The sequence below is a fragment of the Bradyrhizobium sp. BR2003 genome (genome assembly GCF_009720285.1).
Lineage (GTDB): Bacteria > Pseudomonadota > Alphaproteobacteria > Rhizobiales > Xanthobacteraceae > Bradyrhizobium > Bradyrhizobium elkanii.
Map to the genome: position 1 here is coordinate 137,528 of NZ_SMYJ01000011.1, position 23,069 is coordinate 160,596.

The 23,069-nt window shown below is 63.4% G+C and carries 25 protein-coding genes; 6 read left to right on the plus strand and 19 right to left on the minus strand.

Annotated features, from left to right (window positions below):
* Positions 1-488 precede the first annotated feature (488 nt).
* The 6 genes from E2I15_RS06955 to rimO form a co-directional block, all read right to left on the minus strand.
* Positions 489-803 (minus strand): hypothetical protein, encoded by a 315-nt coding sequence (locus tag E2I15_RS06955; RefSeq protein WP_170991636.1) that lies wholly within the window; start codon positions 801-803, stop codon positions 489-491.
* A 399-nt stretch (positions 804-1,202) separates the two neighbouring features.
* The gene (locus tag E2I15_RS06960) at positions 1,203-1,658 is read right to left on the minus strand and encodes an Hsp20 family protein (protein WP_137480705.1); all 456 of its coding nucleotides are present in this window, start codon (positions 1,656-1,658) and stop codon (positions 1,203-1,205) included.
* Between the two features lie 831 nt (positions 1,659-2,489).
* Positions 2,490-2,732: a DUF6894 family protein gene (locus E2I15_RS06965; RefSeq protein ID WP_137480703.1), complete on the minus strand. Its 243-nt coding sequence runs from the start codon at positions 2,730-2,732 to the stop codon at positions 2,490-2,492.
* Between the two features lie 333 nt (positions 2,733-3,065).
* Positions 3,066-3,239, minus strand: coding sequence for a hypothetical protein (locus E2I15_RS38665; protein WP_170991635.1), 174 nt, complete (start codon positions 3,237-3,239; stop codon positions 3,066-3,068).
* A 436-nt stretch (positions 3,240-3,675) separates the two neighbouring features.
* A complete protein-coding gene (locus E2I15_RS06970; protein WP_155262247.1) occupies positions 3,676-3,816 on the minus strand; it encodes a hypothetical protein in 141 nt (46 codons plus the stop codon).
* Positions 3,817-3,876: 60 nt separating this feature from the next.
* Positions 3,877-5,202, minus strand: a complete 1,326-nt coding sequence (gene rimO, locus E2I15_RS06975; protein WP_137480699.1) for a 30S ribosomal protein S12 methylthiotransferase RimO — start codon at positions 5,200-5,202, stop codon at positions 3,877-3,879.
* A 116-nt stretch (positions 5,203-5,318) separates the two neighbouring features.
* On the opposite strand from rimO, the gene E2I15_RS06980 reads away from it, so the two are divergent.
* The 3 genes from E2I15_RS06980 to E2I15_RS06990 all read left to right on the plus strand — a co-directional run bounded on the left by E2I15_RS06980 (position 5,319) and on the right by E2I15_RS06990 (position 7,479).
* Positions 5,319-5,909, plus strand: a complete 591-nt coding sequence (locus tag E2I15_RS06980) for an ANTAR domain-containing response regulator (RefSeq protein WP_028332037.1) — start codon at positions 5,319-5,321, stop codon at positions 5,907-5,909.
* Positions 5,906-7,063: a CmpA/NrtA family ABC transporter substrate-binding protein gene (locus E2I15_RS06985; protein ID WP_137480697.1), complete on the plus strand. Its 1,158-nt coding sequence runs from the start codon at positions 5,906-5,908 to the stop codon at positions 7,061-7,063. The genes E2I15_RS06980 and E2I15_RS06985 overlap by 4 nt, the downstream gene beginning before the upstream one ends.
* A gap of 263 nt (positions 7,064-7,326) precedes the next feature.
* A complete protein-coding gene (locus tag E2I15_RS06990; protein ID WP_016844408.1) occupies positions 7,327-7,479 on the plus strand; it encodes a hypothetical protein in 153 nt (50 codons plus the stop codon).
* A gap of 73 nt (positions 7,480-7,552) precedes the next feature.
* On the opposite strand, the gene E2I15_RS06995 is transcribed toward E2I15_RS06990, so the two are convergent.
* The 4 genes from E2I15_RS06995 to pxpB form a co-directional block, all read right to left on the minus strand.
* The gene (locus tag E2I15_RS06995; RefSeq protein WP_137480695.1) at positions 7,553-7,957 is read right to left on the minus strand and encodes a hypothetical protein; all 405 of its coding nucleotides are present in this window, start codon (positions 7,955-7,957) and stop codon (positions 7,553-7,555) included.
* Between the two features lie 148 nt (positions 7,958-8,105).
* Entirely contained in the window at positions 8,106-8,879 is a 774-nt protein-coding gene (locus E2I15_RS07000; protein ID WP_137480693.1) for a LamB/YcsF family protein, read from the minus strand.
* A gap of 89 nt (positions 8,880-8,968) precedes the next feature.
* Positions 8,969-10,003, minus strand: coding sequence for a 5-oxoprolinase subunit C family protein (locus E2I15_RS07005; RefSeq protein ID WP_137480691.1), 1,035 nt, complete (start codon positions 10,001-10,003; stop codon positions 8,969-8,971).
* Positions 10,000-10,731 carry a 5-oxoprolinase subunit PxpB gene (gene pxpB / locus E2I15_RS07010; RefSeq protein ID WP_137480689.1) on the minus strand — a complete coding sequence of 244 codons (732 nt, stop codon included), beginning with the start codon at positions 10,729-10,731 and terminating at the stop codon, positions 10,000-10,002. The genes E2I15_RS07005 and pxpB overlap by 4 nt, the downstream gene beginning before the upstream one ends.
* Positions 10,732-10,942: 211 nt before the next feature.
* Here pxpB and E2I15_RS07015 point away from each other — a divergent pair, with 211 nt between their 5' ends.
* Both E2I15_RS07015 and E2I15_RS07020 read left to right on the plus strand, forming a co-directional pair.
* Positions 10,943-11,641, plus strand: a complete 699-nt coding sequence (locus tag E2I15_RS07015) for a ribonuclease activity regulator RraA (RefSeq protein ID WP_137480687.1) — start codon at positions 10,943-10,945, stop codon at positions 11,639-11,641.
* 23 nt (positions 11,642-11,664) lie between these two features.
* A complete protein-coding gene (locus tag E2I15_RS07020) occupies positions 11,665-12,069 on the plus strand; it encodes a (R)-mandelonitrile lyase (protein ID WP_137480685.1) in 405 nt (134 codons plus the stop codon).
* A 199-nt stretch (positions 12,070-12,268) separates the two neighbouring features.
* Here E2I15_RS07020 and E2I15_RS07025 read toward each other — a convergent pair whose 3' ends face one another.
* From E2I15_RS07025 to E2I15_RS07065, 9 genes are all read right to left on the minus strand, one after another.
* Positions 12,269-13,105, minus strand: coding sequence for a DUF2147 domain-containing protein (locus E2I15_RS07025; RefSeq protein ID WP_137480683.1), 837 nt, complete (start codon positions 13,103-13,105; stop codon positions 12,269-12,271).
* A 173-nt stretch (positions 13,106-13,278) separates the two neighbouring features.
* The gene (locus tag E2I15_RS07030) at positions 13,279-14,067 is read right to left on the minus strand and encodes a transporter substrate-binding domain-containing protein (RefSeq protein ID WP_170991646.1); all 789 of its coding nucleotides are present in this window, start codon (positions 14,065-14,067) and stop codon (positions 13,279-13,281) included.
* 40 nt (positions 14,068-14,107) lie between these two features.
* The gene (locus E2I15_RS07035; protein WP_137480681.1) at positions 14,108-14,752 is read right to left on the minus strand and encodes a hypothetical protein; all 645 of its coding nucleotides are present in this window, start codon (positions 14,750-14,752) and stop codon (positions 14,108-14,110) included.
* A 144-nt stretch (positions 14,753-14,896) separates the two neighbouring features.
* Positions 14,897-16,321: an amidase gene (locus E2I15_RS07040; RefSeq protein ID WP_137480679.1), complete on the minus strand. Its 1,425-nt coding sequence runs from the start codon at positions 16,319-16,321 to the stop codon at positions 14,897-14,899.
* A gap of 69 nt (positions 16,322-16,390) precedes the next feature.
* Positions 16,391-17,380 (minus strand): hydroxyacid dehydrogenase, encoded by a 990-nt coding sequence (locus E2I15_RS07045; protein WP_137480677.1) that lies wholly within the window; start codon positions 17,378-17,380, stop codon positions 16,391-16,393.
* A 29-nt stretch (positions 17,381-17,409) separates the two neighbouring features.
* Positions 17,410-18,510, minus strand: coding sequence for an ABC transporter ATP-binding protein (locus E2I15_RS07050; RefSeq protein ID WP_018271631.1), 1,101 nt, complete (start codon positions 18,508-18,510; stop codon positions 17,410-17,412).
* A gap of 4 nt (positions 18,511-18,514) precedes the next feature.
* Positions 18,515-19,426 carry a carbohydrate ABC transporter permease gene (locus E2I15_RS07055; RefSeq protein WP_137480675.1) on the minus strand — a complete coding sequence of 304 codons (912 nt, stop codon included), beginning with the start codon at positions 19,424-19,426 and terminating at the stop codon, positions 18,515-18,517.
* Complete coding sequence (locus E2I15_RS07060; protein WP_016847560.1) at positions 19,426-20,364, minus strand: carbohydrate ABC transporter permease; 939 nt, start codon at positions 20,362-20,364, stop codon at positions 19,426-19,428. Before E2I15_RS07060 ends, E2I15_RS07055 begins: the two co-directional genes overlap by 1 nt.
* Positions 20,365-20,480: 116 nt before the next feature.
* Positions 20,481-21,821, minus strand: coding sequence for an ABC transporter substrate-binding protein (locus tag E2I15_RS07065; protein WP_137480673.1), 1,341 nt, complete (start codon positions 21,819-21,821; stop codon positions 20,481-20,483).
* 454 nt (positions 21,822-22,275) lie between these two features.
* Here E2I15_RS07065 and E2I15_RS07070 point away from each other — a divergent pair, with 454 nt between their 5' ends.
* Positions 22,276-23,013, plus strand: coding sequence for a Spy/CpxP family protein refolding chaperone (locus tag E2I15_RS07070; RefSeq protein WP_422109863.1), 738 nt, complete (start codon positions 22,276-22,278; stop codon positions 23,011-23,013).
* Positions 23,014-23,069 lie beyond the last annotated feature (56 nt).

Below are 23,069 nucleotides of genomic sequence, written 5' to 3' on the forward strand. Positions count from 1 at the left end.
CTCTTGCCCCCGAAGATCCGGGGCACATTCACGATCAGTTTCACCAATCGGTTCTCAGTTGATACCGGTGTTTCAATCTAAACGTTGCGGCTCCCGCGGCGTGCTGGATTCGGTTGAGATCGGCGCCATCCCTGACCGTCGCGTGAAGACTCCAATCCGCGCTCGCTGGAATGACTTCCACATGGCACACATATTCACCGCCGGGAAAACTGCGAATCTCGCGCAGTGCGATCAACTCCAGGTCCTTCACCGATATTGGCGTTCTCATGCCGTGTAAGCCTTGCCGTCCACGTTGCCTCGAAGGGTAACTGATCAGGCCGCTTGGGCTGGCCGAGCGAGATCAGCCTGCAGCCGTTCCAGGTTGCGCTTCTCTTCTTCGATCCGTTTCGCGAACGTCTCCTGCTCCTGTTGCGATTCGGCTGTGTCCAACAAAAATTGATAGTGACTAATCACCTTCTGGCTCCCACGTATCAGAAATTGCGTCGTCCTCATGGTGAGGCACCTTCCGATCGACTGGCAGTGCCAGGTAGTTGCCATTCATGGACGGGAAGGGGAATCCCGGTCGCCAGATTTTCCGTCGCCGAGGATTCCTCGGACAGACGTCGTTCGATGAAGTTGCGCTCGAGCTCGGTCAGCTGTGTGCTGAGTAGCCATCGATACCGCTGGATGTTGTTGCGATGCGCCCGAAGCTGTTCGAGCTGGCGGTCGACGATCTCGCGCTTTTCTTTTGTCGAGACCTGCCGGGCACCCCAGCGGGCTTCGATCCTGTCCACGACGTGTTTCGGAAGGTTGATGTCGTTCATGTCACCCTCCTAAGCGGCCAGCGGACGCACGGTTGAGCGAAGACGACGAGGTTTACCTCCCGGCGGATGATGAGGATCGCTGTCGAGACGGCATAGGGCGTCGAGAATAGCCGCGATCCTGACCGGTGATCGTAGATCCCGTGGTGCCCGTAAGCCTGGGCGGCACGGAACCGCGGCGGCGTCAGATGCCCATGACGCCAAGAGAGCCCTTTTTTCTTCCGTGGTCAGGGACAGATCCGCCAAGACTTCGCGGGGATGATTAAACCGTGCCTCTTTGCGGTCAGATACATTCAAGGAAATGACATTCGCGGTCGTCGGCCGCATGTTTGCCTCCGTTCCAAGACGAGAATTGGGTGATCGAAGCCGCGTGCGGCATATCCGGACGCGGCTTCTCGCCTGTCAGGCTGCAGCGGACTCGAGCCGTTGCGGCCGGCTTGGCTGCGTCGCGTTGATTGCGATCCGCCTCGGCTTCATGGCTTCCGGAATTTCGCGCGCCAGCTCGATCTTGAGTAGACCGTTGTCGAACGCGGCATCTTTCACCAGAACATGGTCGGCCAAGCTAAATTGCCGTCTGAATCGGCGGGTCGAGATGCCTTGATAGAGGTAATCCCGGTCAGCTTTTTCGACCTTGTTGCCTTCGATCGTCAGGACATTCTGCTCGGCGGTAACCGAAATCTCGTCCGGCGAGAAGCCCGCGACCGCAAGCGCGATCTGGTAGCGGTCTTCGGAAAGTCGCTCGATATTGTAGGGCGGGTAGTTGTCTTCGGTCGCTCGTTGGGCCGTTTCGGCCAAGTCGAAGAGGCGATCGAATCCAATTGTCGACCGGAAAAGGGGGGAGAAGTCGTATGTGCGCATAGCCAAATCCTCCAAAGAGCAAGATGGGTATGAGAAGCACCGGACACGACCGGTGCCCGTTTGCCTGGACCCGACTGGCGTCCAGGGCGCCGGCACCCTTAACGGATGACCGCGCGGTGATGGAATTAGAACGCGATTTGGCGTTGTCAAGAACATCCAAGCAAAAAAACACAACGGATAATCGGCCTCTGCGCTGTTCAGGGCGGCGCGTCAATGACGCGGTTCGGCGCCGGATGCGTCTCCAAGCGGTTCCTGAACGAGAGAAGGAAAAAGCGGCGAATTGTCCCGCCAGGATTCACACGGTTTATTTTCGGACCAGGGCGTCGTTTGAGATGATCCGACCAACGGGCAGGTAATTTTCATTTCCTATTTTTTCGGCCCTAGTAACGACGATCGCTGCTACTCGGCGATCCAGCTGGCCCCAGCATGATCCGGATGCTGGGGCCTCTTTTATGAGTAGGAACGAAGCGCTTGCGGTTGCATTGATCGCCCTGTTCGGTGCCGCACCGCTACCGGCACCGAGACGCCCAGCTTCACACTGGCCTCAGCTTCGCCGCTGGGGCCTTTTCTTATTGCGCCGTCCGGTTAGGAAACTTGCTGCGACAAACCAAGACATCCAATCGTCATCGGGAAGGAGTAGCAATTTCCGACACCGGTGTTAGCTTTGGAAACCTCGGGTCACGTCCCGATTCATCATAGGTACTACCGGCCTCAGCACCGGCCCTTAGGCCCCCAAAGGTGCTGGGGCCGTTTTTTGCCTGATGATGAGCGGACTGGTTGGGACACTCGCTGCGACAAACGAGGACCCCAGGGTAATGCGTTGGTTTGAAATCAGCTCGTTTTCTTGCGGCTGATCTCGAAGGAAAAGCGAACGAGCATCACGGCGCCGTTGTCGTCGCGGACCCCAATCTCCATTTGCTCAGCGCGGTGGGCGGTCGCCACCGCATCGCGCGCCATGCCAGCCAACGACAGCGCTGCTTCGTTCTGCGCTGCCTCCAAATCCCGGAGGTCCATGCCCTCCTCATCAACAACGATACCGTTGCCGTCTTTCAGGTCGAAGTAATATCGAGGCATTGGACCAGCCGCCTTGATCTAGCAATTACCTCCAAATCAAGAAAACCGGAATGGGTTCCTAGTGGTCTGGCGGTCGGGGCGAAAGCAACCACTCGCTCTTTTTCGATCCCGCCTTAGTCTGCTTGGCCCGCTTTAGCAGGGCCTCTCTCTCGACGCCTGCCGGCATCGCCCTGGCTCGCTCGCGCAGCTCTTTTGCCTGCCCAGCCAGCCGCTCTTCAAGCGTTTGGATTACGCGACGGCGTATCTCGCCCATTGCTTCCCCGTTAGGTTCCAGTCCGAAACGAGTAGCTAAGTTCGAATTTTTGCGAAGGTTCCAACGGATCGTATTGAGACCTACGGCTTAGCCTCGCGCATCGTGCGCTCAACTTCATCGGCCAACAGCCGGTGGTGGGCGGCCATCTTGGCGAACAACTCCTTCTTCGTCGGGTTGGTCGCGAGCTTGCTGATCAGTTCGCATTCCTCGGCCTCAACCCGAAGCTTCTCCAAATGCGCCTTCATGTCTTGCATTCGGATTTCTCCCGGTGCGGATACCGGAGATTATTGCAAGCGAAGTTCGGCGCGCAATAATCTGTAACAGACGGCGGCAGCCAAGAGTGAGCTTTACAATTGTCAAGTTGAGGTAGCCCGTGAGACCCATCGCGGTTCCAGCCTGTTTCGCAATACAATGAAGTCGCGCTCCAAATGGGGCGCTCGTAATTGGGGCGGCTCTAGCGCCGCCGCCTAGCCCCGGAAAGGCTGCTGGGTCGCCTCGGTTGCGAAGCTATACCCCCGATAGCACAACGCCGCCCGCTTAAAATTCATGCGGTCGGCGTCGGCCCTAGCCCCAGGACGGAATTGCAAAATCCTGATGTACAGTTTGGCATAAAATGCAGGGCGCTGCGCATACCTAAGAATGGTTAATGATTCGGTAGAAATACGGGAAAAAGCGGAAAGCTCGGCCTGGTCACGACTTCGATTTTCTGCGCGGCCTTGCGCCGATAATCATCGGGTCCTTTTTTAGCGTACTCTTGATTTTCTCGTCGGTGGCTTGGTCGGCGTGGCGCTCCACGTTCTCCGCCTGTCTCAAGAGATCTGCTCGGCTCATCGTATTCCTCCTGGACCAACAATTTGGCATCCGAGAGGGTCTCGACGGAGCGGACTGGGGCTAGAAACCGGCGACGCTGCCGTGCAGGTCGTATTGGTCGGAACGCTCTATCCTGGCGGTGACGATCTCGCCGACCTTGAGCGGGCGGCGGCTCCTGAGATAGACGGCGCCGTCGATCTCAGGAGCGTCGGCCTTTGACCGGCCCTTCGCCACCGTCGGACCGACCTCGTCGATGATGATCTGCTGGCGGGTGCCGACCTTGCGCTTCAAACGCCTTGCCGAAATCTTCTGCTGCCGCGCCATCAGCGCATTCCAGCGCTCCTGCTTGACCTCGTCGGGCACGGCATTGCCGATCGCGTTCGACGTGGCGCCCGCGACCGGCTCGTATTTGAAGCAGCCGAGGCGGTCGATCCCGGCTTCATCGAGCCAGTCGAGCAGATAGGCGAAATCGGAATCGGTCTCGCCGGGGAAGCCGACGATGAAGGTCGAGCGCAGCGTCAGCTCGGGGCACTGCTCGCGCCACTTCTGGATCCGCGCCAGCGTCTTCTCCTGGGCGGCCGGGCGCTTCATCGCGCGCAGCACGTCCGGGCTCGCATGCTGGAACGGGATGTCGAGATAGGGCAGCACCTTGCCCTCGGTCATCAGGCCGATGACCTCGTCGACATGCGGGTAGGGGTAGACATATTGCAGCCGGACCCAGGCGCCGAGCTCGCCAAGCTCTTTTGCGAGATCGAAGAATTTGGCGCGCACGGCGCGATCCTGCCACGGGCTCTCGGCGTATTTCAGGTCGACGCCATAGGCCGAGGTGTCCTGCGAGATGACCAGCAATTCCTTGACGCCGGCTTTCACCAGCTTCTCGGCCTCGCGCAGCACGTCATTGGCCGGCCGCGACACCAGATCGCCGCGCAGCTTCGGGATGATGCAGAAGCTGCAGCGGTTGTTGCAGCCTTCGGAGATCTTCAAATAGGCGTAGTGCCGCGGCGTCAGCTTGACGCCCTGCGGCGGCACCAGATCGATATGCAGGTTGTGCGCCGGCGGCAGCGCGCGGTGCACGGCGTCCAGTACGCTCTCATATTGCTGCGGCCCTGATATCGAGAGCACGCCGGGATAGGCGCTCTCGATCTGCTCCGGCTCGGCGCCCATGCAGCCGGTGACGATGACCTTGCCGTTCTCGGCCATGGCCTCGCCGATCGCGGCCAGCGATTCCTGCTTGGCGCTGTCGAGGAAGCCGCAGGTATTGACGATGACGATGTCGGCACCGTCATGCTTGCGCGCGAGCTCATAGCCCTCCGCGCGCAGCCGGGTGATGATGCGCTCGGAATCGACCAGCGCCTTGGGGCAGCCCAAGGACACAAAGCTCACTTTCGGCGCGGCGGCCTCTTGCATATCTCTGATCTGCCTGATGAATGGGCAGGAGCTAGTCCCAATTGCCGAGAATTACAACCCTTTCCCGGGGCTTCGGGCATGATATGGATGCGTCTGCCGGGCCTTAAGAGTTGTCGATGAGCGCTGAATCGTCTCCCAAGATCGTCATCGTCGACGAGAGCCCGATCCGCGCGGCCATCCTCGAGGAAGGACTGCGGGAGGCCGGCTATACGGACGTCGTGCATATCAGCGAGATGCAGAGCCTGCTCTCGCGGATCTATGCGCTCGACCCCGAGATCATCGTCATCGACCTCGAGAACCCCAGCCGCGACGTGCTGGAACAAATGTTCCAGGTCAGCCGCGCCGTCCGCCGGCCGATCGCGATGTTCGTCGACCAGAGCGACGCCGCCTCGATCCAGGCCTCGGTGGAGGCGGGCGTCTCCGCCTACATCGTCGACGGCCTCAAGAAGGAGCGGATGAAGCCGATCCTCGATCTCTGCGTCTCCCGCTTCAATGCCTTCGCCAAGCTGCAGGACGAACTCGACCGCACCAAGCATGCGCTGGAGGAGCGCAAGGTGATCGACCGCGCCAAGGGCATCCTGATGAAGGTCAAGGGGCTCACCGAGGAGGAGGCCTACGTGCTGATGCGCTCGACCGCAATGCGCGAGAAGAAGAAAATCGGCGAGATCGCGCAATCGATCCTGACGGCGTCGGAGCTCCTGAAATGACCACATCCTTGCGCATCGGATTCATTCCGCTGGTGGACGCCGCCGCGCTGATCGTAGCCGTCGACAAGGGCTTTGCCGCGGCCGAAGGGCTCGACGTCTCCCTAGTGCGAGAGGTGTCGTGGTCGAACGTCCGCGACAAGCTGAACATCGGCCTGTTCGACGCCGCCCATCTGCTGGCGCCGGTCGCGATCGCCTCCAGCCTCGGGCTTGGCCACGTCAAGGTGCCGATCGCGGCGCCGTTCAATCTCGGTCTCAATGGCAATGCCATCACGGTCTCGCCGGCGCTGCACGCGGCGCTGATGGAGGAGATCGATGGCGACCGCTTCGATCCGATGGCAACCGCACAGGCGCTCGCCCGCGTGGTGGCAAAGCGGCGCAAGAGCGGGGCGGAGCCGCTGACCTTCGGCATGACCTTCCCGTTCTCGACCCACAATTACCAGTTGCGGTTCTGGATGGCCGCCGGCGGCGTCGATCCCGACGAGGATGTCCAGCTCGTGGTGCTGCCGCCGCCCTACATGGTCGACAGTCTCGCCAACGGCCATGTCGACGCGTTCTGCGTCGGCGCACCCTGGAATTCGATCGCGGTTGATCTCGGCATCGGCCACATCCTGCATTTCGTCTCGGACATCCTGCTCAGCGCGGTGGAGAAGGTGCTGGCGGTGCGGCAGAGCTGGTCGGAGAAGCATCCCGACATCGTGGCGGCGCTGGTGCGTTCACATCTGCGCGCCGTGGAGTTCATCGAGCGGCCCGAGAACCGGTCCGAGGTCGCGCGCATCCTGGCGCAGCCCGAGCGGATCGGCGTCGATGCCAGCGTCATCCAGCGCACGCTCGATGGCCATTTGAAGATCTCGCCCGACGGCACCATGCGCGAGAGCACTCGCTATCTGCTGGTCGGGCGCGAGGCGGCGGCGCGGCCTGACCCGGGGCAGGCGGCCTGGCTCTATGCGCAGATGGTTCGCTGGGGCCAGGCGCCGTACCGGCCGGAGGAGCTGAAAGCCGCCATGGCCGTGTTCCGGCCCGACCTCTACGACGCCGCGTCCGGGCAGGCGGCCGGGACCTCCAGCGCTATCGGGGCGTTCGCCGGCCCGCCGTTCGACCCGAGCGACGTTCCGGGCCACCTAGCTGCCTTCAAGATCGGGCGCTGGAAGGCCTGAGGTGCAGCGGCAGCGCGTCAGCTATCTACTTCCGGCTCCTTTGCATGGGGTTGTTTTCGAGATTTTCGGTTATTGCGGGACTGGCGCGGGTTCCCGACGCCTCGAATTGCAGCGAATAGGATTCTCGGCCGAGCGCGCGAGGGGGAATATTCCTCTCGGAACCCGGTTCCCGAAGGCGGCGGCATCGCTATTTTTGCCGCCCGCTTGAATCCGCCCGCGAACGATATTCCATATGCCCGAGAATGGGGCGTTGGAGATCGACCATGCGCGAGCTATCGGCGGAAGCCCGCCTGCACCTTTACGCGCGAAACATTTCACGGAAGTCTGGGACTGGAATTCACACGGCGGCGCTGTACAGCGCCTTTGCGGTGATCGCGGCCATCGTGTTCGGCACGCTGTCCGTCCACCCCTTCTAGGCTCTTCGGAACATTCAAAGCCGCCGCCTGATATCCGCAGGCGGCGGCTTTGTGTCGGGTGGATGCCGACAGCTCAGTAGCCGTAACCGTATCCGTAGCCGCCGCCGCAGGTGTTGCAGGTCGGCTGAACCGGCGCATAGTAGGAATAGCCTGGCGAGACCATCTGCACGCGCTCCTGGGTGGCGTATTGCGGCGGGATGCGCTCATAGGCGACGCCTTCGGGCGCGACCATCACCGTCTTCGGCACCATCACTGTGCGATACTGTGCCGGAGTGCGATGCGCGACGACGCGGCCCGGCGCCACCATCACGGTTTCCTGCACCGTGCGATATTGCGGCGGCACGCTCTGCACCTGATAGCAGGTCGTGCACGGCTGCGGCGGTGGCGTATAGCAGCTGTAGCAGCCGGCGGATGCCGCGCTGGCGAAGGCGGCGGTAGCCACCGCGGCGATGGCGAGGGAGAGGCTGGTGCGGAACATGCTTTCGTACCCAATTTCCTAAGAGGACAATCAAAGGCTCGGAAGCTGCACCTAGCAATCAAAACGGCAAGTTTGGGTTTAAGAAGACTCTTAACGGAATCTAAAAGGGCCGGCGCGGCGGCCGGCCCTTGATCGGCGCGTTCGCGGCTCAGTGCGCGGTCTTGAATGGCGCAACGGTGATGCCCGCCTGCTTCAGCGCCTCGCGCAGGCCGCGCGCAATCTCGACGGCGCCGCGCGTGTCGCCGTGGATGCAGACGGTATCGGTCTGCATCTTGATCACCTTGCCGGTGACCGAGACGACCGCGCCGTCCTGCACCATCCGCACCACGCGCTCGGCGATCGCCTTGGGATCGTGCAGCACCGCGCCGGGCTTCTTGCGCGACACCAGGTTGCCATCGTCCTCATAGGCGCGATCGGCGAACACCTCATGCGCCATGCGCAGATTGGCAGCCTCGCCGGCACGCACCAGTTTCGAATTCGCGAGCACCACGAACACGAGGCTCGGATCGACCGCCTTGATCGCATTGGCGATCGCCCTTGCAGTCATGTCGTCCTCGCAGGCGACGTTGGAAATCGCGCCATGGGCCTTCACATGGGTGACCTTGTGGCCGGCCGCGGTCGCGATCGCCTGCAGGGCGCCGATCTGGTAGGCGATCAGGTTCTCGATCTCCGAGGACGTCAGTCCCGGCATCGGGCGGCGGCCAAAGCCGTGCAGGTCGCGATAGCCGGGATGGGCGCCGACGCTGACCCCGCGCGCCTTCGCCAGCTCGACCGTTTTGCGCATGATGTCGGCGTCGCCGGCATGAAAGCCGCAGGCGACGTTGACCGAGGTCGCAAGCTCGATCATCGCGGCATCATTGCCCATTTCCCAGGGGCCAAAGCTTTCGCCGAGATCGCAATTGAGGTCGATGGTTGAGGTCATGACGATCGATCCGTCCGTTGTTCGTATTGGCTCTTTTGTTTGAGCATCATCTGATCGGAAAACCGCTTCGCACTTTTTCGGATGATGCTCTAGGGTAGCGCAACTTGCCAGGTCGACACATCGACGGCGTTGACGGCCTGACCCGCGACATTCGCATCCCGCAGCGCCTCGATGTTGAGACCAGAATCCTCGACGCCGCGGAGGCGGTCGGGCAGCGAACGCAGCAGCTCGTGGAACTTGATCGCCTCGGCCTGCGCTTCTGCCATCGTCACTGCCTTGAAGCGGAACGGCCGGCCGGCCGAGATCTGCGCGAAGCGGCCGAAATCGGCCGTGATCACGGTCGCGATTTTCGGATAGCCGCCGCTGGTGCCGCGGTCCGGCATCAGCACGATCGGCTGCCCGTTGCCGGGCACCTGGATGCTGCCGTTCACGGTGCCGTCGGAGACGATGTTGTGGCCGTCGAGATGTTTGATGACGGGACCTTCGAGGCGATAGCCCATGCGGTCGCTGGTCGCCGAGATCTTCCACTCGCTGTCGACCAACAGTTTCTTGTTGTCCTCGGCGAACTCGTCGTCCTGCGGGCCGAACACGATGCGGATCGGCGCGTCGGTTGCGACCGGCAATTCGATGCGGCGCTCGGGCGCGCCGCTTGCAGCCTGCGTCGTCAACTCGTCGCCGCTTTGCAGCGGCCGCGGGTAGGGGCTGCCAAGCCCGGCGCGGGCGTTGACGGCGAGGCTGCCGAACATCGGCTCGCCCTCGATGCCGTGCTCGATCGCGAGATAGCTGAACGAGCCGCCGCGCGCGAAGCCGAGGTTGAGCGTCTCGCCCTCGGCGAGCGTCGCCGAACTGTCGAACGCGACCGGCCGGCCGCCGATATCCGCATTGCGCGACGCGCCGGCAAGCCCGACGCGCACCGCGCCGCAGCGCGCGGTGAAGGTGGCGCCGAACGGGCCGATCTCGACCGCGGCGGCGAACATGTCATTGCCGACCAGCGTGTTGGCGGCCGCCAGCGAAAGCCGGTCCATCGCGCCGCTTGGCGTCAGGCCGTAGCGCTGCGAGCCCGGCCGCCCGCCGTCCTGCACCGAGCTTGCCGGGCCGATCGAGGTGACGATGAGCTTGCTCATGGCGTCACCAGTTCAGCGACGAACTCGCCGGCCTCGGCGGCGCGGTCCTGCTCGGCGAAGGTCTTGGCGTCGACCGCCGTGAAGGTGATGGCGTCGCCCGGCTCCAGCAGGAAGGTCGGATCGCGATGCAACTGGTAGGTTCGAACCGGGGTGCGGCCGAGCAGGTGCCAGCCGCTCGGGCCGGCCAGGCATTGCACGCCGGTCTGGATGCCGCCTATCGAAATGGTGCCGGCCGGGGTCAGAAGCCGGGGATCCTTGCGCCGCGGCATGTGCAGGAACTTCTCCAGTCCGCTGAGATAAGACCAGCCCGGCGTGAAACCGATCATGGCGACGCGATAGTCGCCGGCGACATGGCGCGCCACGATCTGGTCGGGCGTGGTTTTGAGCGCCTTCGCAACATCCTCGAGGTCGATGCCGTGCTCGCCGCCATAGGTCACCGGGATGCGCCAGCGCCGCGTTCCGGTCTCGGTCGGCGGCGCCTTGGCGGCGCGTGCCAGCAACTGCTCGCCGAGCGCATCAAAGCTGATCTGCACGGGGTCGTAATGCACCAGCAGCGACCGGTAGGTCGGCACGGTCTCGGTGATGCCGGCGATCGGCTCGGCGGATATCACGCGGTCGAGCGCCAGCACCCGCCGGTTGGCGGCGTCATCGATGGTGCGGCTGAATTCCACCGTGATGGCACTGTCGCCACTCGGCAAAAGGCGGGGAGGACTTAAGGGTTCGGCCATTGGGTCAAGCGCTGTCGTCAGCCATCAAGCTAGCGTGTTTCGAGGCAAAACGGAATTCGCTTCGTGCAAAATGAAGCAGCAACTTCAATAAATTAATCGGCATGCCGGCGATAAATCTGGATGATCGCAGCTTTTTCGCGCAGCCCTTGACGCAAGGCCTTTGCACGGCAACATGCGCCGGTCTTTTCCTCCATCGGAGCACTCTTTCCAGATGTCACTGTCCGCCGAAGCGATCGCGACGCTGTCGCATGTGTCCACCGCCACCATCACCACCGTCCTGCTCAAGAAGGGCCTGCGCAACATCTGGATGCGCGGCACCAAGCCGCTGAAGCCGGGGCAGAAGCGGCTGGTCGGACCGGCCTTCACGCTGCGCTTCGTGCCGGCCCGTGAGGATCTGGCGACGCCGGAATCCTGGTCGTCGCCGATCTCGACCCGCACCGCGATCGAGGCGATGCCGGCGGGCTGCATTGCCGTGGTCGACGCCATGGGCATCACCGACGCCGGCATTTTCGGCGACATCCTCTGCGCCCGCATGGTCAAGCGCGGGGTGACGGCGCTGATCACCGACGGCGTGGTGCGCGACGTTGAGGGCGTGCTCGGCACCGGCCTGCCGGTGTGGTGCGACGGCTACGCGGCTCCGCCGTCAGTCGCAGGTCTGACCTTCGTCGGCTGGGGCGAACCGATCGGTTGCGGCGGCGTTGCCGTATTCCCGAACGACGTCGTGGTGGCCGACCAGGACGGTGCGGTGCTGATCCCGCAGGCGTTCCTCGATCACGTGCTGGCCGAGGGGCCGGAGCAGGAACGGATGGAAGCCTGGATCGTCAACGAGGTGAACAATGGCGCCCAGCTGCCCGGCCTGTATCCGATGAATGCCGAGACCAAGGTGCGCTACGCCGCAAGCAAGAAATAACGTCAAGAAAGGGAGGTAACCCCATGGACATCCACGTTTCCGGCTCGCGGCCGACCCGCCGCGCGCCGAAGGAGAATTTTACCGGCACCGTGTTGCAGGACCCGATCAACATGGCACCTGAGCCGGCGCGGCTCAACGCCTCGCGCGTGTCGTTCGAGCCCGGCGCACGCACCGCCTGGCACACCCATCCGCTCGGACAGACGCTGTATGTGATCTCCGGCATCGGGCGCGTGCAGGCCAAGGGCGGCCCGATCAGGGAGATTCGTCCCGGCGACGTCGTCTGGATTCCGCCCAACGAGAAGCACTGGCACGGGGCCTCGCCGGACAACAGCATGACCCACATCGCCATGCAGGAGGCGCTCGATGGCGTCTATTCGACCTGGATGGAGCACGTCACCGACGAGGAATACAATGGCAAGGTCGGCTGAAGCGTCGTAGCAGTTCGTAAGATGAAAAGCACCGCTCATCGGGCGGGGCTTTTGATTTATGAGACCGTCGCCCGGATGGAGCGAAGCGCAATCCGGTGCGGTCTCACGCGCGGTGGGAATCCCGGATTTCGCGGAGCCTGTCATCGGGCGCGCATTCGCGCGACCCGTTGGCTTCACCCGGGCTACGAGTTCCGGCCGATCAATTCACCCGCGTCCAGGTCTGGCCGCCGCAGAACATGCCGCCGAACGCGCAACCCTGGACGCGCAGCGTGTCCGGGCTCTTCATCGCGATGGTGGAATCGTAGGTGCTGCCGCTGTTCGGATCGAAGATGCGGCCGCTCCACTTGTCCTTGCCCGGCTTCATGTTGATCAGAACCTGTTCGCCGTTGGCGTTCGATTTCTTGTCGACGGCGTAACCGCAGAGATTGGCGCCGCATTGCTCGATGCGGATTTTGCCTTCCTTCTCCTCGGTGAGCCAGACGCCAAGTGGCGAGTTTGCTGCTTGCACGGGATTGGCAAGCGGCTTGGGTGCCGGAGCGCTCGGCGCGGTGGCACCAACGGTTGGAGCGCTGGTGGGCTTTGCAGCTGGCGCAGCAGTTTGCTGGACGGCTGGCGGCGCGGGCGGCGGCGGTGTGGTCGCTGCTGTAGCTGAAGGCGGCGTGGCCGCAACACCCGTGCTGGCCGGCTCTGTCGTTGTTGCGGCAGGCGCCGTCGGGACGGCGGCCTGATCGACGGCCGGCGGAGCGGGCGGAGCAGCCGCCGCGGGCGCGCCGGGCGGTGCGGCCCGGGAATCCGTCTTAGTGTCCGTCCTGGCGTCCGTCATGGCTTCCTTGGGAGCCTTGCGCTTCTGCTCGGTGTCCTCGCGTTTGGCGCGCTTGGTGCCGCGGCCGGTATTGTCGTAGACGCCGGGGATCGAAACCGTGCCCCGATCGGGATCGATGCGAATGGTGCGGCCGCCGTAATCGAATGTGTACTGCGCCTGCGCTGCGGCCGTGCTCGCGAGCACGAGCGCGGCGATCGCCAGAAGCTTTCTCATCTCGATCTCCAGTGCAGGGAACTCCGTTCGCAAGGCTATCCGGTGACCACCCTGTTGAACGTGTCCCAGATCACGGTCAGAACATGAGTCGTATCCTTGCGGCTGAGGTTCAAATCGCTGGATTGCGGTCTGGTTTCAGGCCGCGCGCGTCAAATCATGCGCGGTGACGCAGGTTATTCGAACCACGCGGCGTAGATCTTCGCGTAGCTGCCATCTTCACGCGCGATGTGAAGCCATTGGTCGACGAACGCCTTCAATGCGACGTCGCGCTGCATCCAGTAGGCCTTTTCCGCGAAGTCGAACGGCTTGTCGGGATGCACGGCACACAGCACGCCGGGGTGCAGCTTCTGCTGATAGCGCGTCTCGGACGCATCGGTCATCATCAGGTCGGCGTCGCCCTTTGCGATCTCGTCGAAGATCTTGGTGTTGTCGTTGAAGACCCGGATCTCGGCGGTTTTCACATGGGCGCGCGCGAAGCGCTCATTGGTGCCGCCGGGATTGACGATGATTCGGGTGCCCGGTTTGTCGATCGCGGCGATCGTCTCAAACTTGCCCTTGTCGGCACAGCGCGCGATCGGCGTCTTGCCCTCGCGCATGATCGGCGTCGAGAACAGACCCTTCTTCTGCCGATCGAAGGTGATGGAGACGCCGCCCATCGCGATGTCGAAATCGTCGGCCTCGAAATCCCTCGTCATCTGCGGCCACGATGTCGGCACGAACTCGACCTTCACGCCGAGCGCCTTGCCGAGTGACTGCGCCATGTCGACATCGAAGCCGCGGAAGGCCCTGGTTTCCTTGTCGAGGTAGGTGAAGGGCAAATAGTCGCCGGTCATGCCGACACGCAGGATGCCGCGCTTGACGATCTCATCGAGCCGGGACGGCGCTTGCTGTGCATGTGCGGTGGACAGAAGCAAGGCGAAGGCGAGGCCGGCCAGCGCGCGAAACATCGAGGTCTTCTCCATCCGCACCTTGTTGCGATGCCCGTGGGGCACGTAGCGCGTCTCAGGCCTCGTTGCCGTCCTTGCTCGCCTGATAGACTGTCGCAGTGCGGCTGAGCATCTCCTGCTTGAAATACTCGAAACGCCGCCGCGCTTGGGCCTCACGATCGTCGACGAATTTGATCGCGGCGTCCCGCTCCATCGGGCCGTTGACGAGTGGGGTCGATGCCTCGCCGACGGTCTCGTCGACATAATATTGGGCGCCGTCCTGGCGCACCGTCCAGCGGAAGCGCAGCGCGGCCATCGGGCCTGGGCCGGACTTCGAATAGCCATTGGCCTCGATCGGTTGGGGCGGCGGCTGGATCGGCTCCGCTTCTGGCTCGCTCGGCTCCGGTTCGCTCGGCTCCGGTTCACCTGCCTCAGCTTTACTTGGCTCAGGCTGTTCGACCGGTTCGGGCTCCTCGATCGGGGGCGGCTCGACCGCCGTCGGCTCGACAGGCGCGGCCTCGACGGACACGGCCGTGACGGACACGACCTGGATGGACGGCGGCAAAGGCGGCGGCATTGCTATCGAGGCCGGCGGCTCCGCTGCGGGCTCAACTGGCTTGTCCGCCGTCTTGTCGGTCGATTTGGAGGTCTCGGGAGGTGTGGTCGTCTGGTCGAGAATGCTCGCGATTGCGGCCAGCGCATTGTCGGTCGGGTCATTCACGGTTTGGTCTCCCAGGCTGATGGCGCGCGGAATCGTGCCGACACCGTTCCTATCTACCTGATCTGACTATCCTTTGTCAGCCCCGGCGGTTCTGGCCCGCGTTCCTGGCGCGAGGCGTGGTCCCCACTTCGCTTGAAGGCGCCGTTAGGCGCAAACCGGCGGACGCCGGTCCTTCCAGGGGCGGACCTGTTCGAGCTGGCCGGCTAGGCGGAACAGCAGTCCTTCCTCGCCGAGTTTGGCCGCGAACATCAGGCCGAGCGGCAGACCGGCCTTGTTCCAGGCCAGCGGCACCGACATCGCCGGCTGTCCGGACATGTTGAACATCGAGGTGCCCGGCATGTAGCGGCGCAGCACCGGCGCGATGTGGGTCAGGTCCTCGGACATCGTGTTCAGCTCGCCGAGGCGGAGCGGCGGCGCACACAGCGTCGGGCTGAGGAAGATGTCGCAACCTTCGAAGAAGGTCGCAAGCGCGCGCGAGATCTGGAACGCTGCAAGCTGCGCGGCCACGTAGTCGGCCGGGTTCATCTTGGTCGCATTCTGGGCGCTGGCGAGCGTCAGTCGCTCGACATCATCCGACGTCAGGGTGCGCCCGACGCGCTGCTCGAGCAGACGGACGGTCAGTGCCGTGTTGCCGCCGACGATGGTCGTCATGACCGCGGCGGGATCGGCCGCAAGCGGCGGCGCGCGCTCCTCGACATGATGGCCGAGGCCCGCCAGCAGCTTGGCTATGTCGCGCACCGCCGCAGCGATCTCGGGATCAATGGCATCGCCATAGGGCGACTTGTCGGTGAAGCTGATGCGCAAATGGCCGGGATCGCGGCCGACTTCCTGCGAGAACGGTCGCTCCGGCGGCGGCGCGACATAGAGGCTCGACGCCTCCGGGCCATGGATCGCATCCATCATGACCGCGCTGTCGCGGACGCTGATGCTGAGCACATGGCCGACGGAGAAGCCGCCCCAGCCTTCGCCGCGATCGGGCCCGCAGGGGTTGCGGGCGCGCGTCGGCTTCATGCCGAACACGCCGGAGGCGGAGGCGGGGATCCGGATCGACCCGCCGCCGTCGCTGGCATGCGCGACGGGCAGGACGCGGGCTGCGACCGCAGCTCCCGCGCCGCCAGACGAGCCGCCGGAGGAATGGTCGAGATTCCAGGGATTGCGGGTCGGGCCGAACAGGCGCGATTCCGTCGTCGGCATCAGCCCGAATTCCGGGCTCGAGCTCTTGCCGAAGATCGCAAGCCCGGCATCGAGAAAGCGCTGGGCCAGCGTGCCGTTGTGATCAGCGACAAAGTCCTTCAGCAGGCTGGCACCCGACGTAGTGCGTGTGCCCTCGAGCAGATCGAGGTCCTTCAGCAGGAACGGCACGCCGGTGAAGGGACCGTCAGGCAACCCCTTGGCGATCTGGCGCTCAGCAAAGTCATAATGCTTGACGACGACAGCGTTGATCTTCGGATCGACGGCGGCGGTGCGCGCGATCGCCTCGTCGAGCAGCTCCTTCGGCGTCACGTCCTTGTTGCGGACGAGCTCGGCGAGACCGACCGCATCGTAGTTGCCGAATTCCTTGAAAGCCATGTGGCTACTCCGCATCGCCGGGCCGATCCTTTCGGATCGGCCGCCGCGCAAACGAGGAAGGCTGAAAGCTCAGCCGAGGACGTCCTGGTTGATCACATTCTGGCGCAGCGGATTGCCATCCAGGACGCTCAGGATATTGCGTGCGGTCTGCTCGCTCATGCGATCGACGGCCTCGACCGTGACGCCGGCGACGTGCGGCGCCATGATCACGTTGGGCAGGGCATGCAGGGGTTGGCCGACCGGCGGCGGCTCGACCTCGAACACGTCGAGGCCGGCGCCGGCGAGCTTGCCTGACACCAGCGCGTCGTGCAGCGCCTTTTCGTCGACGATGCCGCCGCGGGCAGTGTTGATGAGATAGGCGGTCGGCTTCATCAGCCTGATCCGCGCGGCGTTGAACAGCCCGACCGTTTCGGGATTCTTCGGGCAGTGGATCGTGACGAAATCCGCCCGCGGCAGCGCCGCTTCGAGGCTCGGCACGGCCTCGCAGCCAGCCGCCGTGATCTCGCTGGCGGGCTTGTAGGGATCGTAGACCAGCACGTTCATTTCCATGGCGAGGCAGCGCTTGGCGGTGCGGGTGCCGATCCGGCCGAAGCCCACGATCAGCACGGTCTTGCCGTAGAGGTCGAACGGCAGCACGCCGAGCCGGCTTGCCCAGGTGCCGTCCTTGACCATCGCGTGCATTTCGTTCGCGCGCTTGGCCAGCGTCAGCATCATGAACAAGGCTTGTTCGGCGACCGACGGCGAGTTCGCGGTGCCTGCGACCATCAGCGGCACCTTGCGGCGCGACAGCGCCGGAACATCGACAGCGTCGTAGCCGACACCGATCCGGGTCACCACCATCATGCCCTTGGACGCCTCCAGCTCCGCCTCGCCGAAGCGGGTTGCGCCGAGCGCCACGCCATGGACCGGCGCGTGCTGCTCGAGCATGGTCTGAAAGTCCTTGGCGGAGATCAGGTTGGGAAATTCGATGAGTTCTACGTCGTCCCGCTCGTTGAGGAGCACCCGTGCCCCCGGCGACAAAGTCTGGGTGACGAAAATCTTCTTTTTGTTGGTGGCCATTTCCTGCCCTTGAGGTTTCTTGTGCGCCGTCAAAGGACGGCGCCGGTCACCTCGTTTAGCAAATGCATATTGTTGAGGTCCACAGCCAATCGGAGCGGGCTGCCATCCTGCGCACCGGCATTGGGATTGACCCGGCCGCAGACCTGGGTGCCCTCGAGCGTGAAATAGACCAGGGTCTCCATTCCCATCGGCTCGGTGACGTCGAGCGTCGCGTCGAACGGCTCGACGCCCGGTTCGGCATGCGGCCGCGCCTCCATGACGTGCTCGGGCCGGATGCCCAGCAACAGCTTGTCGGTGCGGGAGAGAGCCTGGTAGCGGGCGGCGCGTGCCGGCGGTAGCGCGAAGGCGAGGCGATCGGTCAGCCGCACGTTGAGCTTGCCGCCGGTGTCCTCGAGCCGACAGGGCACGAAGTTCATCGCGGGCGAGCCGATGAAGCTTGCGACGAACCGGGTCGCCGGCTTGTGGTAGAGCTCGTTGGGCGTGCCGATCTGCTCGATCCTGCCGTGGTTCATCACCACCACGCGGTCGGCGAGCGTCATCGCCTCGACCTGGTCGTGGGTGACGTAGACGGTCGTGGTGCGGACCTTCTGATGCACCTTCTTGATCTCGATCCGCATCTGCACGCGCAGCTTGGCGTCGAGGTTGGACAGCGGTTCGTCGAACAGGAACACCTTCGGATTGCGCACGATCGCGCGGCCCATCGCGACGCGCTGGCGCTGACCGCCGGAGAGCTGCTTCGGCTTGCGGTCGATCAGGTCGGTGATGTCGAGCATGCGGGCGGCCTCGGTGACCCGGCTCTTGATCTCCGCCTTGGGATAGTGCTTCAGCCGCAGACCGAACGACATGTTCTCGGCAACGGTCATATGCGGATAGAGCGCATAGTTCTGGAACACCATCGCTATGTCGCGGTCCTTCGGCGGCACGTCGTTGACGACGTCGCCGCCGATCATGATGTCGCCGTCGGAAATGTCCTCGAGGCCGGCGATCATCCGCAGCGTCGTCGACTTGCCGCAGCCGCTCGGCCCGACCAGCACCACGAACTCATGGTCGGCGATATCAAGGTCGATGCCGCGCACCGCCTCGACCTCATCGTAGCGCTTCACAACCTTCCGCAAACTGACGTCAGCCATAAGTTCAACCCTTTGTCGCACCGGCGGTCAGGCCGGCAATGTAGTAGTCCATCAGGAAGGCGTAGATGATCAGCGGCGGCGCGGCGCCGAGCAGGGCGCCGGTCATGATCTGTCCCCAATTGAAGACGTCACCCTTGATCAGGGTCGTGATGATGCCGACCGGCAGCACCAGCTGATCGGTCGATGTCGTGAACACCAGCGGATAGAGGAACTGGGCCCAGGAGACGGTGAAGGCAAAGATCGTGGCCGCGATCAGGCCGGGCAGGGCAACCGGGATGAAGATCCGGGTCAGCGTCTGGAACCAGCTCGCGCCGTCGATGATCGCCGCCTCGTCGAGCTCCTTCGGGATCGATGCAAAATAGCCGATCATGATCCAGGTGCAGAACGGCACCGTCAGCGTCGGGTAGATGAACAGCAGCACATACCAGCGATTGACCAGCTGGATGCCGGTCCAGTCCCCGAACACCGCGAACATCTTGAACAGCGGGATGAACAGCAGGCTGTCCGGAATGAGATAGGTGAGGAACACGCCGGTCGCGAGCGTCGCCGAGCCCCAGAATTTCATCCGCGCCAGCGCAAAGGCCGCCGGCACGCTGATCAGCATCGTGATGGTGACCACGATGATCGAGACCCAGGCCGAGTTCCAGAAGAAGCGCAGGAACTGGTTCGAGGTCAGGAGCTCGATGTAGTTGCTGAGTGTCGGGTGATAGACCCACCACGGATTGGTCGCGGCCGAGATTTCGGCGCTGCTCTTCAGCGAGGTGATCAGCATGTAGATCGGCGGCGTCAGCGAGAAGATCGCAAACAGCACCAGGAAGAAATAGGACCAGCGTAGCGCCCAGGCGCGGTCGCGGCTCATGCTGCCGTACTTGACCTTGCGGGTCGGTCCGGACTTGTCGATCGTCAGCGCACTCATCAGGCTTCGTTCCCGCGTTTGGTGATGTCGCGCAGGATGAAGATCGCCGCGACCGCGAGGATCGGCACCATGAACAGCGAAACGCTGGCGCCGAGGGGCACATCACTGCCCTCGATGCCGACGCGGAACGCCCAGGTGGCGAAGATATGGGTGTGGTCGAGCGGCCCGCCCGCGGTCAGGATGCGCACGATGTCGAAATTGGCGAAGGTCACGATCAGCGAGAACAGCGTCGTGATCGCGATGATGTTGCGCATCATCGGCAGGGTCACGTACCAGATCCGCTGCCACCAATTGGCGCCGTCGATCGCGGCCGCCTCATAAAGCTGGTCGGGTACCGATTTCAACGCCGCCAGATACATGATCATGAAGAATGGCGCGCCGTACCAGACGTTGACCAGGATCACCGAGAAGCGCGCCCACATCGCATCGCCGGTCCACGGGATCGGCCCGATGCCGAAGAAGGAAAGCGTGTAGTTGAAGGCGCTGTAGGAGGGGTCGAACAGCCAGAGCCATGCCAGCGTGCTCATCGCCGGCGGGATCACCCACGGCACCAGCAGCATGCCGCGCCACTTGCGCTGCTTGTTGGCGGGTACGTTGTGCACGAAATGCGCGACGATGAAGCCGATCAGGGCTTTGAAGATCACCGCCGAGATCGCGAAAATGCAGGACTGCTTGACCACCAGCCAGAAGGTGTCGCGCTTGAACAGGAACTCGAAATTGCCGAACCCGACGAACTTCGTCATCGCCTTGTTCAGCGTCGCGAGGTGCAAGGAGTAGAGGGCCGGGTAGAGCACCAGGATCGCGATCAGGAGGATCAGCGGCAAGGTCATCAGGAACGCAGCCATCGACTTGCGCCGCAGCGCGTTGCGCAGGCCGGCGCGCCTTCGTCCCGTCTGGGCAGCGGCTGCGCGGTTGGATTGGAATGCGACATCAACCATAACGCAGGTCCCTCGCGCGGGTTGGTTGCACAGCTCGCCGGTTCGGCGGCTGGGATGTGAAGACGGGACCTCGCGCGGCCACCATTACGGGCGGTCGCGCGAGACCCCGCTTGTCGTCAGCTTCGCATGAAGCCTTCGCACTCGCCCTCGGCCCAGGCGAGCGTCTTTTCCATGCTTTCACCCTGGTAATACCGCAGGCACATCTTGGTCAGGGTGGCCTGGAAGTAGATCTGCTGCGCGATCTTGGGCGGCGCGGGCGAGGCCGCAATCGACAGCGTCTGGTGCTTGTAGGGGTTCGGATAGTGGTAGAGCGTCCCCTTTGGCGGCGCTTGCTCCGCCCAGACCTTCAGGGTCGTGAGCTTTTCGTAGGCCGGCAGGTCATAGCCACCGCTGGCGACCACCATCTTCTCGATCGATGCAGGTTGCGACAGGTGCGTGAGCAGGCTCTTGGCCGCCTCCTTGTTCTTCGAGAACGACCAGATCGACCAGAAGAACGGCAGATAGGGCGCGAAGCGTCCCTTCGGCCCCGCCGGGAACCCGTGCGTCCAGCATTGCTCCGCGACTTGCGGAGCATCGCGCTTGGCGACCGCCCATGCGCTCGGTGGATTCAGGATCATGGCGCCCTTGCCGGCGACCAGCCACTTGTTGTTGGACGCGTCGTCCCATGCCGACACATCGGGCGGCAGGAAGGCGAGCAGCTTCTTGTAGTAGTCGAGGGCCTGGCGCACCGCGTCGGTCTTGACGGTGAGGTTGCCCTTGGCATCGACCAGGTGCGCGCCGAACGACTGGAAGATCGCGCCGGCGGTGTCGACGCTGTCGCTGGTTTCGCCAAGGCCGATACCGAACGGGAATCCGGCCTTGTGGCAGGCTTCAGCCGCCTTGAGGAACGTATCGAGGGTCCAGTTATCGGCTTTCGGCTCGCTTCCGACCGGATACATTTCCTGTACGTCGATGTTGGCGTGTTTCTTCATTAGGTCGATGCGCGAGCAGGGACCCTTGATCTGGCTGCCGACGCTGGCGGGAACGCCGAGCCATTTGCCGCCGGCCTGGCCGAGATATTTCACCGTGCCATTGACATCGCCGTTCAGCTTGATGAGCGGATCCATGACGTCGTTGACTGGCTCGAGCAGCTCGGCATTGGCCTGCGGCCACCATGTCGGCATCTGGAAAATATCGTGACCGGATTTCGCCTGCGCCTCGGCGGCGATGGTGACGATGTTCTTGTTGCCCTGGCTGGTGATGTAGTCGATCTGGACCTCGACCTTCTCCTTGGCAGCCCATTCATTGACCAGCTCGGTGGACGCACTGTTCGCGCCGGGCACCCAGTGATCCCAGAAGCCCATCGAGAGCTTTCCGGCTGCGTAGGCGCCACGTACGTAGGGGGCTGTAATCAGCGCGGCCGATGACAGCGCTGTCGCCGCGACGAATTCTCGGCGCGAGAGCTTCTTCCGTAACATGGCATTCCCTCCCTGGTAGCCGACGGACAAAAGACTTTTTTGAATCCCGTTGTTGTTTTTGTGCATCGCGTTTGCGCGACGTCGCGGGATTGCGTTGACACCGATCAGAACAGAATTACCGGCATCTGTCGAGAAACGAGATGCTGATGCCACGTAGAACTAACGTTGTGGTCAAATAGCAGGCAGTGTCGTTCGCATCGTTGCGGTTGCCGGCGGTTTGGCGCGCGTCTTGCGATCATGCTGCGATGCACGCAAAGGGTGACGCAGACAAGGTTGCTGACGGTGCGCGGTTGAGCCGCAGGTTTCCGGTCAAGCCTCCGCGAACCCTGTTCCTCCATGGTGATGCCCGGCGCGGCCGATAGACTTGCCGAAGTGGGAAACGCTAAAGTCCGGATGCGTCGAACCTGACCTCGCATCAATTCCGCAATCCACCACCGATCACGGAGACCCGATCATGCTCATCCCGGTAGCGAAGCTGCGAGCGCAATGGAGATTGTGCGCCGCGGTTGGGGCCGCCACCGTCACGTTGCTCGCAGTGCCTCATATGGTCGATGCGCAGATCGTGCAGGGCGTCGAAAAGGGTGCGCGCGAGGGCAACAAGGCCGCCGGGCCGGTGGGCGGCGTTCTCGGCGGAGCGATCGGCGGCGTTGTCGGGGTGGTGACCGGCGTCACCGGGGTATTGACCGGCAACAATGGCAATAACGCCACCGGCAGCGGCAAGAATGCACAGGCCCCGGCGGCCGGCGCCAAGGCCTCCAAGTCGGCCAAGGCCGCCGCCAAGGACAAGGGCGCGAAACAAGCGCCGACCGTGCTGACCCAGGCCGGCGCGCCGCAGCTGACCGCTGAACAGATCGTCGCCAACAGCGATGCCAACATCGAACGGATCAAGAAGGAGCTCAACCTGACGCCGGAGCAGGAGAAGAATTGGGCCGGCTTCAACAGTGCGATGCACTATCTCGGCCACAACGGCGCCGACCGACTCAACCTGCGCATCGCGCGGGCGCAGCGCGATCCGCCTGATGACATCATCGAGCAGATGCGCAACGAGGCCCAGTTCCTCAATGACCGGGCGGTCGATCAGCGCGGCGTCGCCGACGCTGCAGAGCCGCTGTTCGCCAGCCTCGACGACAAGCAGAAACAAATCTTCATCAACGAAATGGTCCGCCTGAGCCACGAACGCGGGCTCGACTAGAGCATGATCCGGAAAAGTGCGAAGCGGTTTTCCGAAAAGATCATGCTCAAACAAGG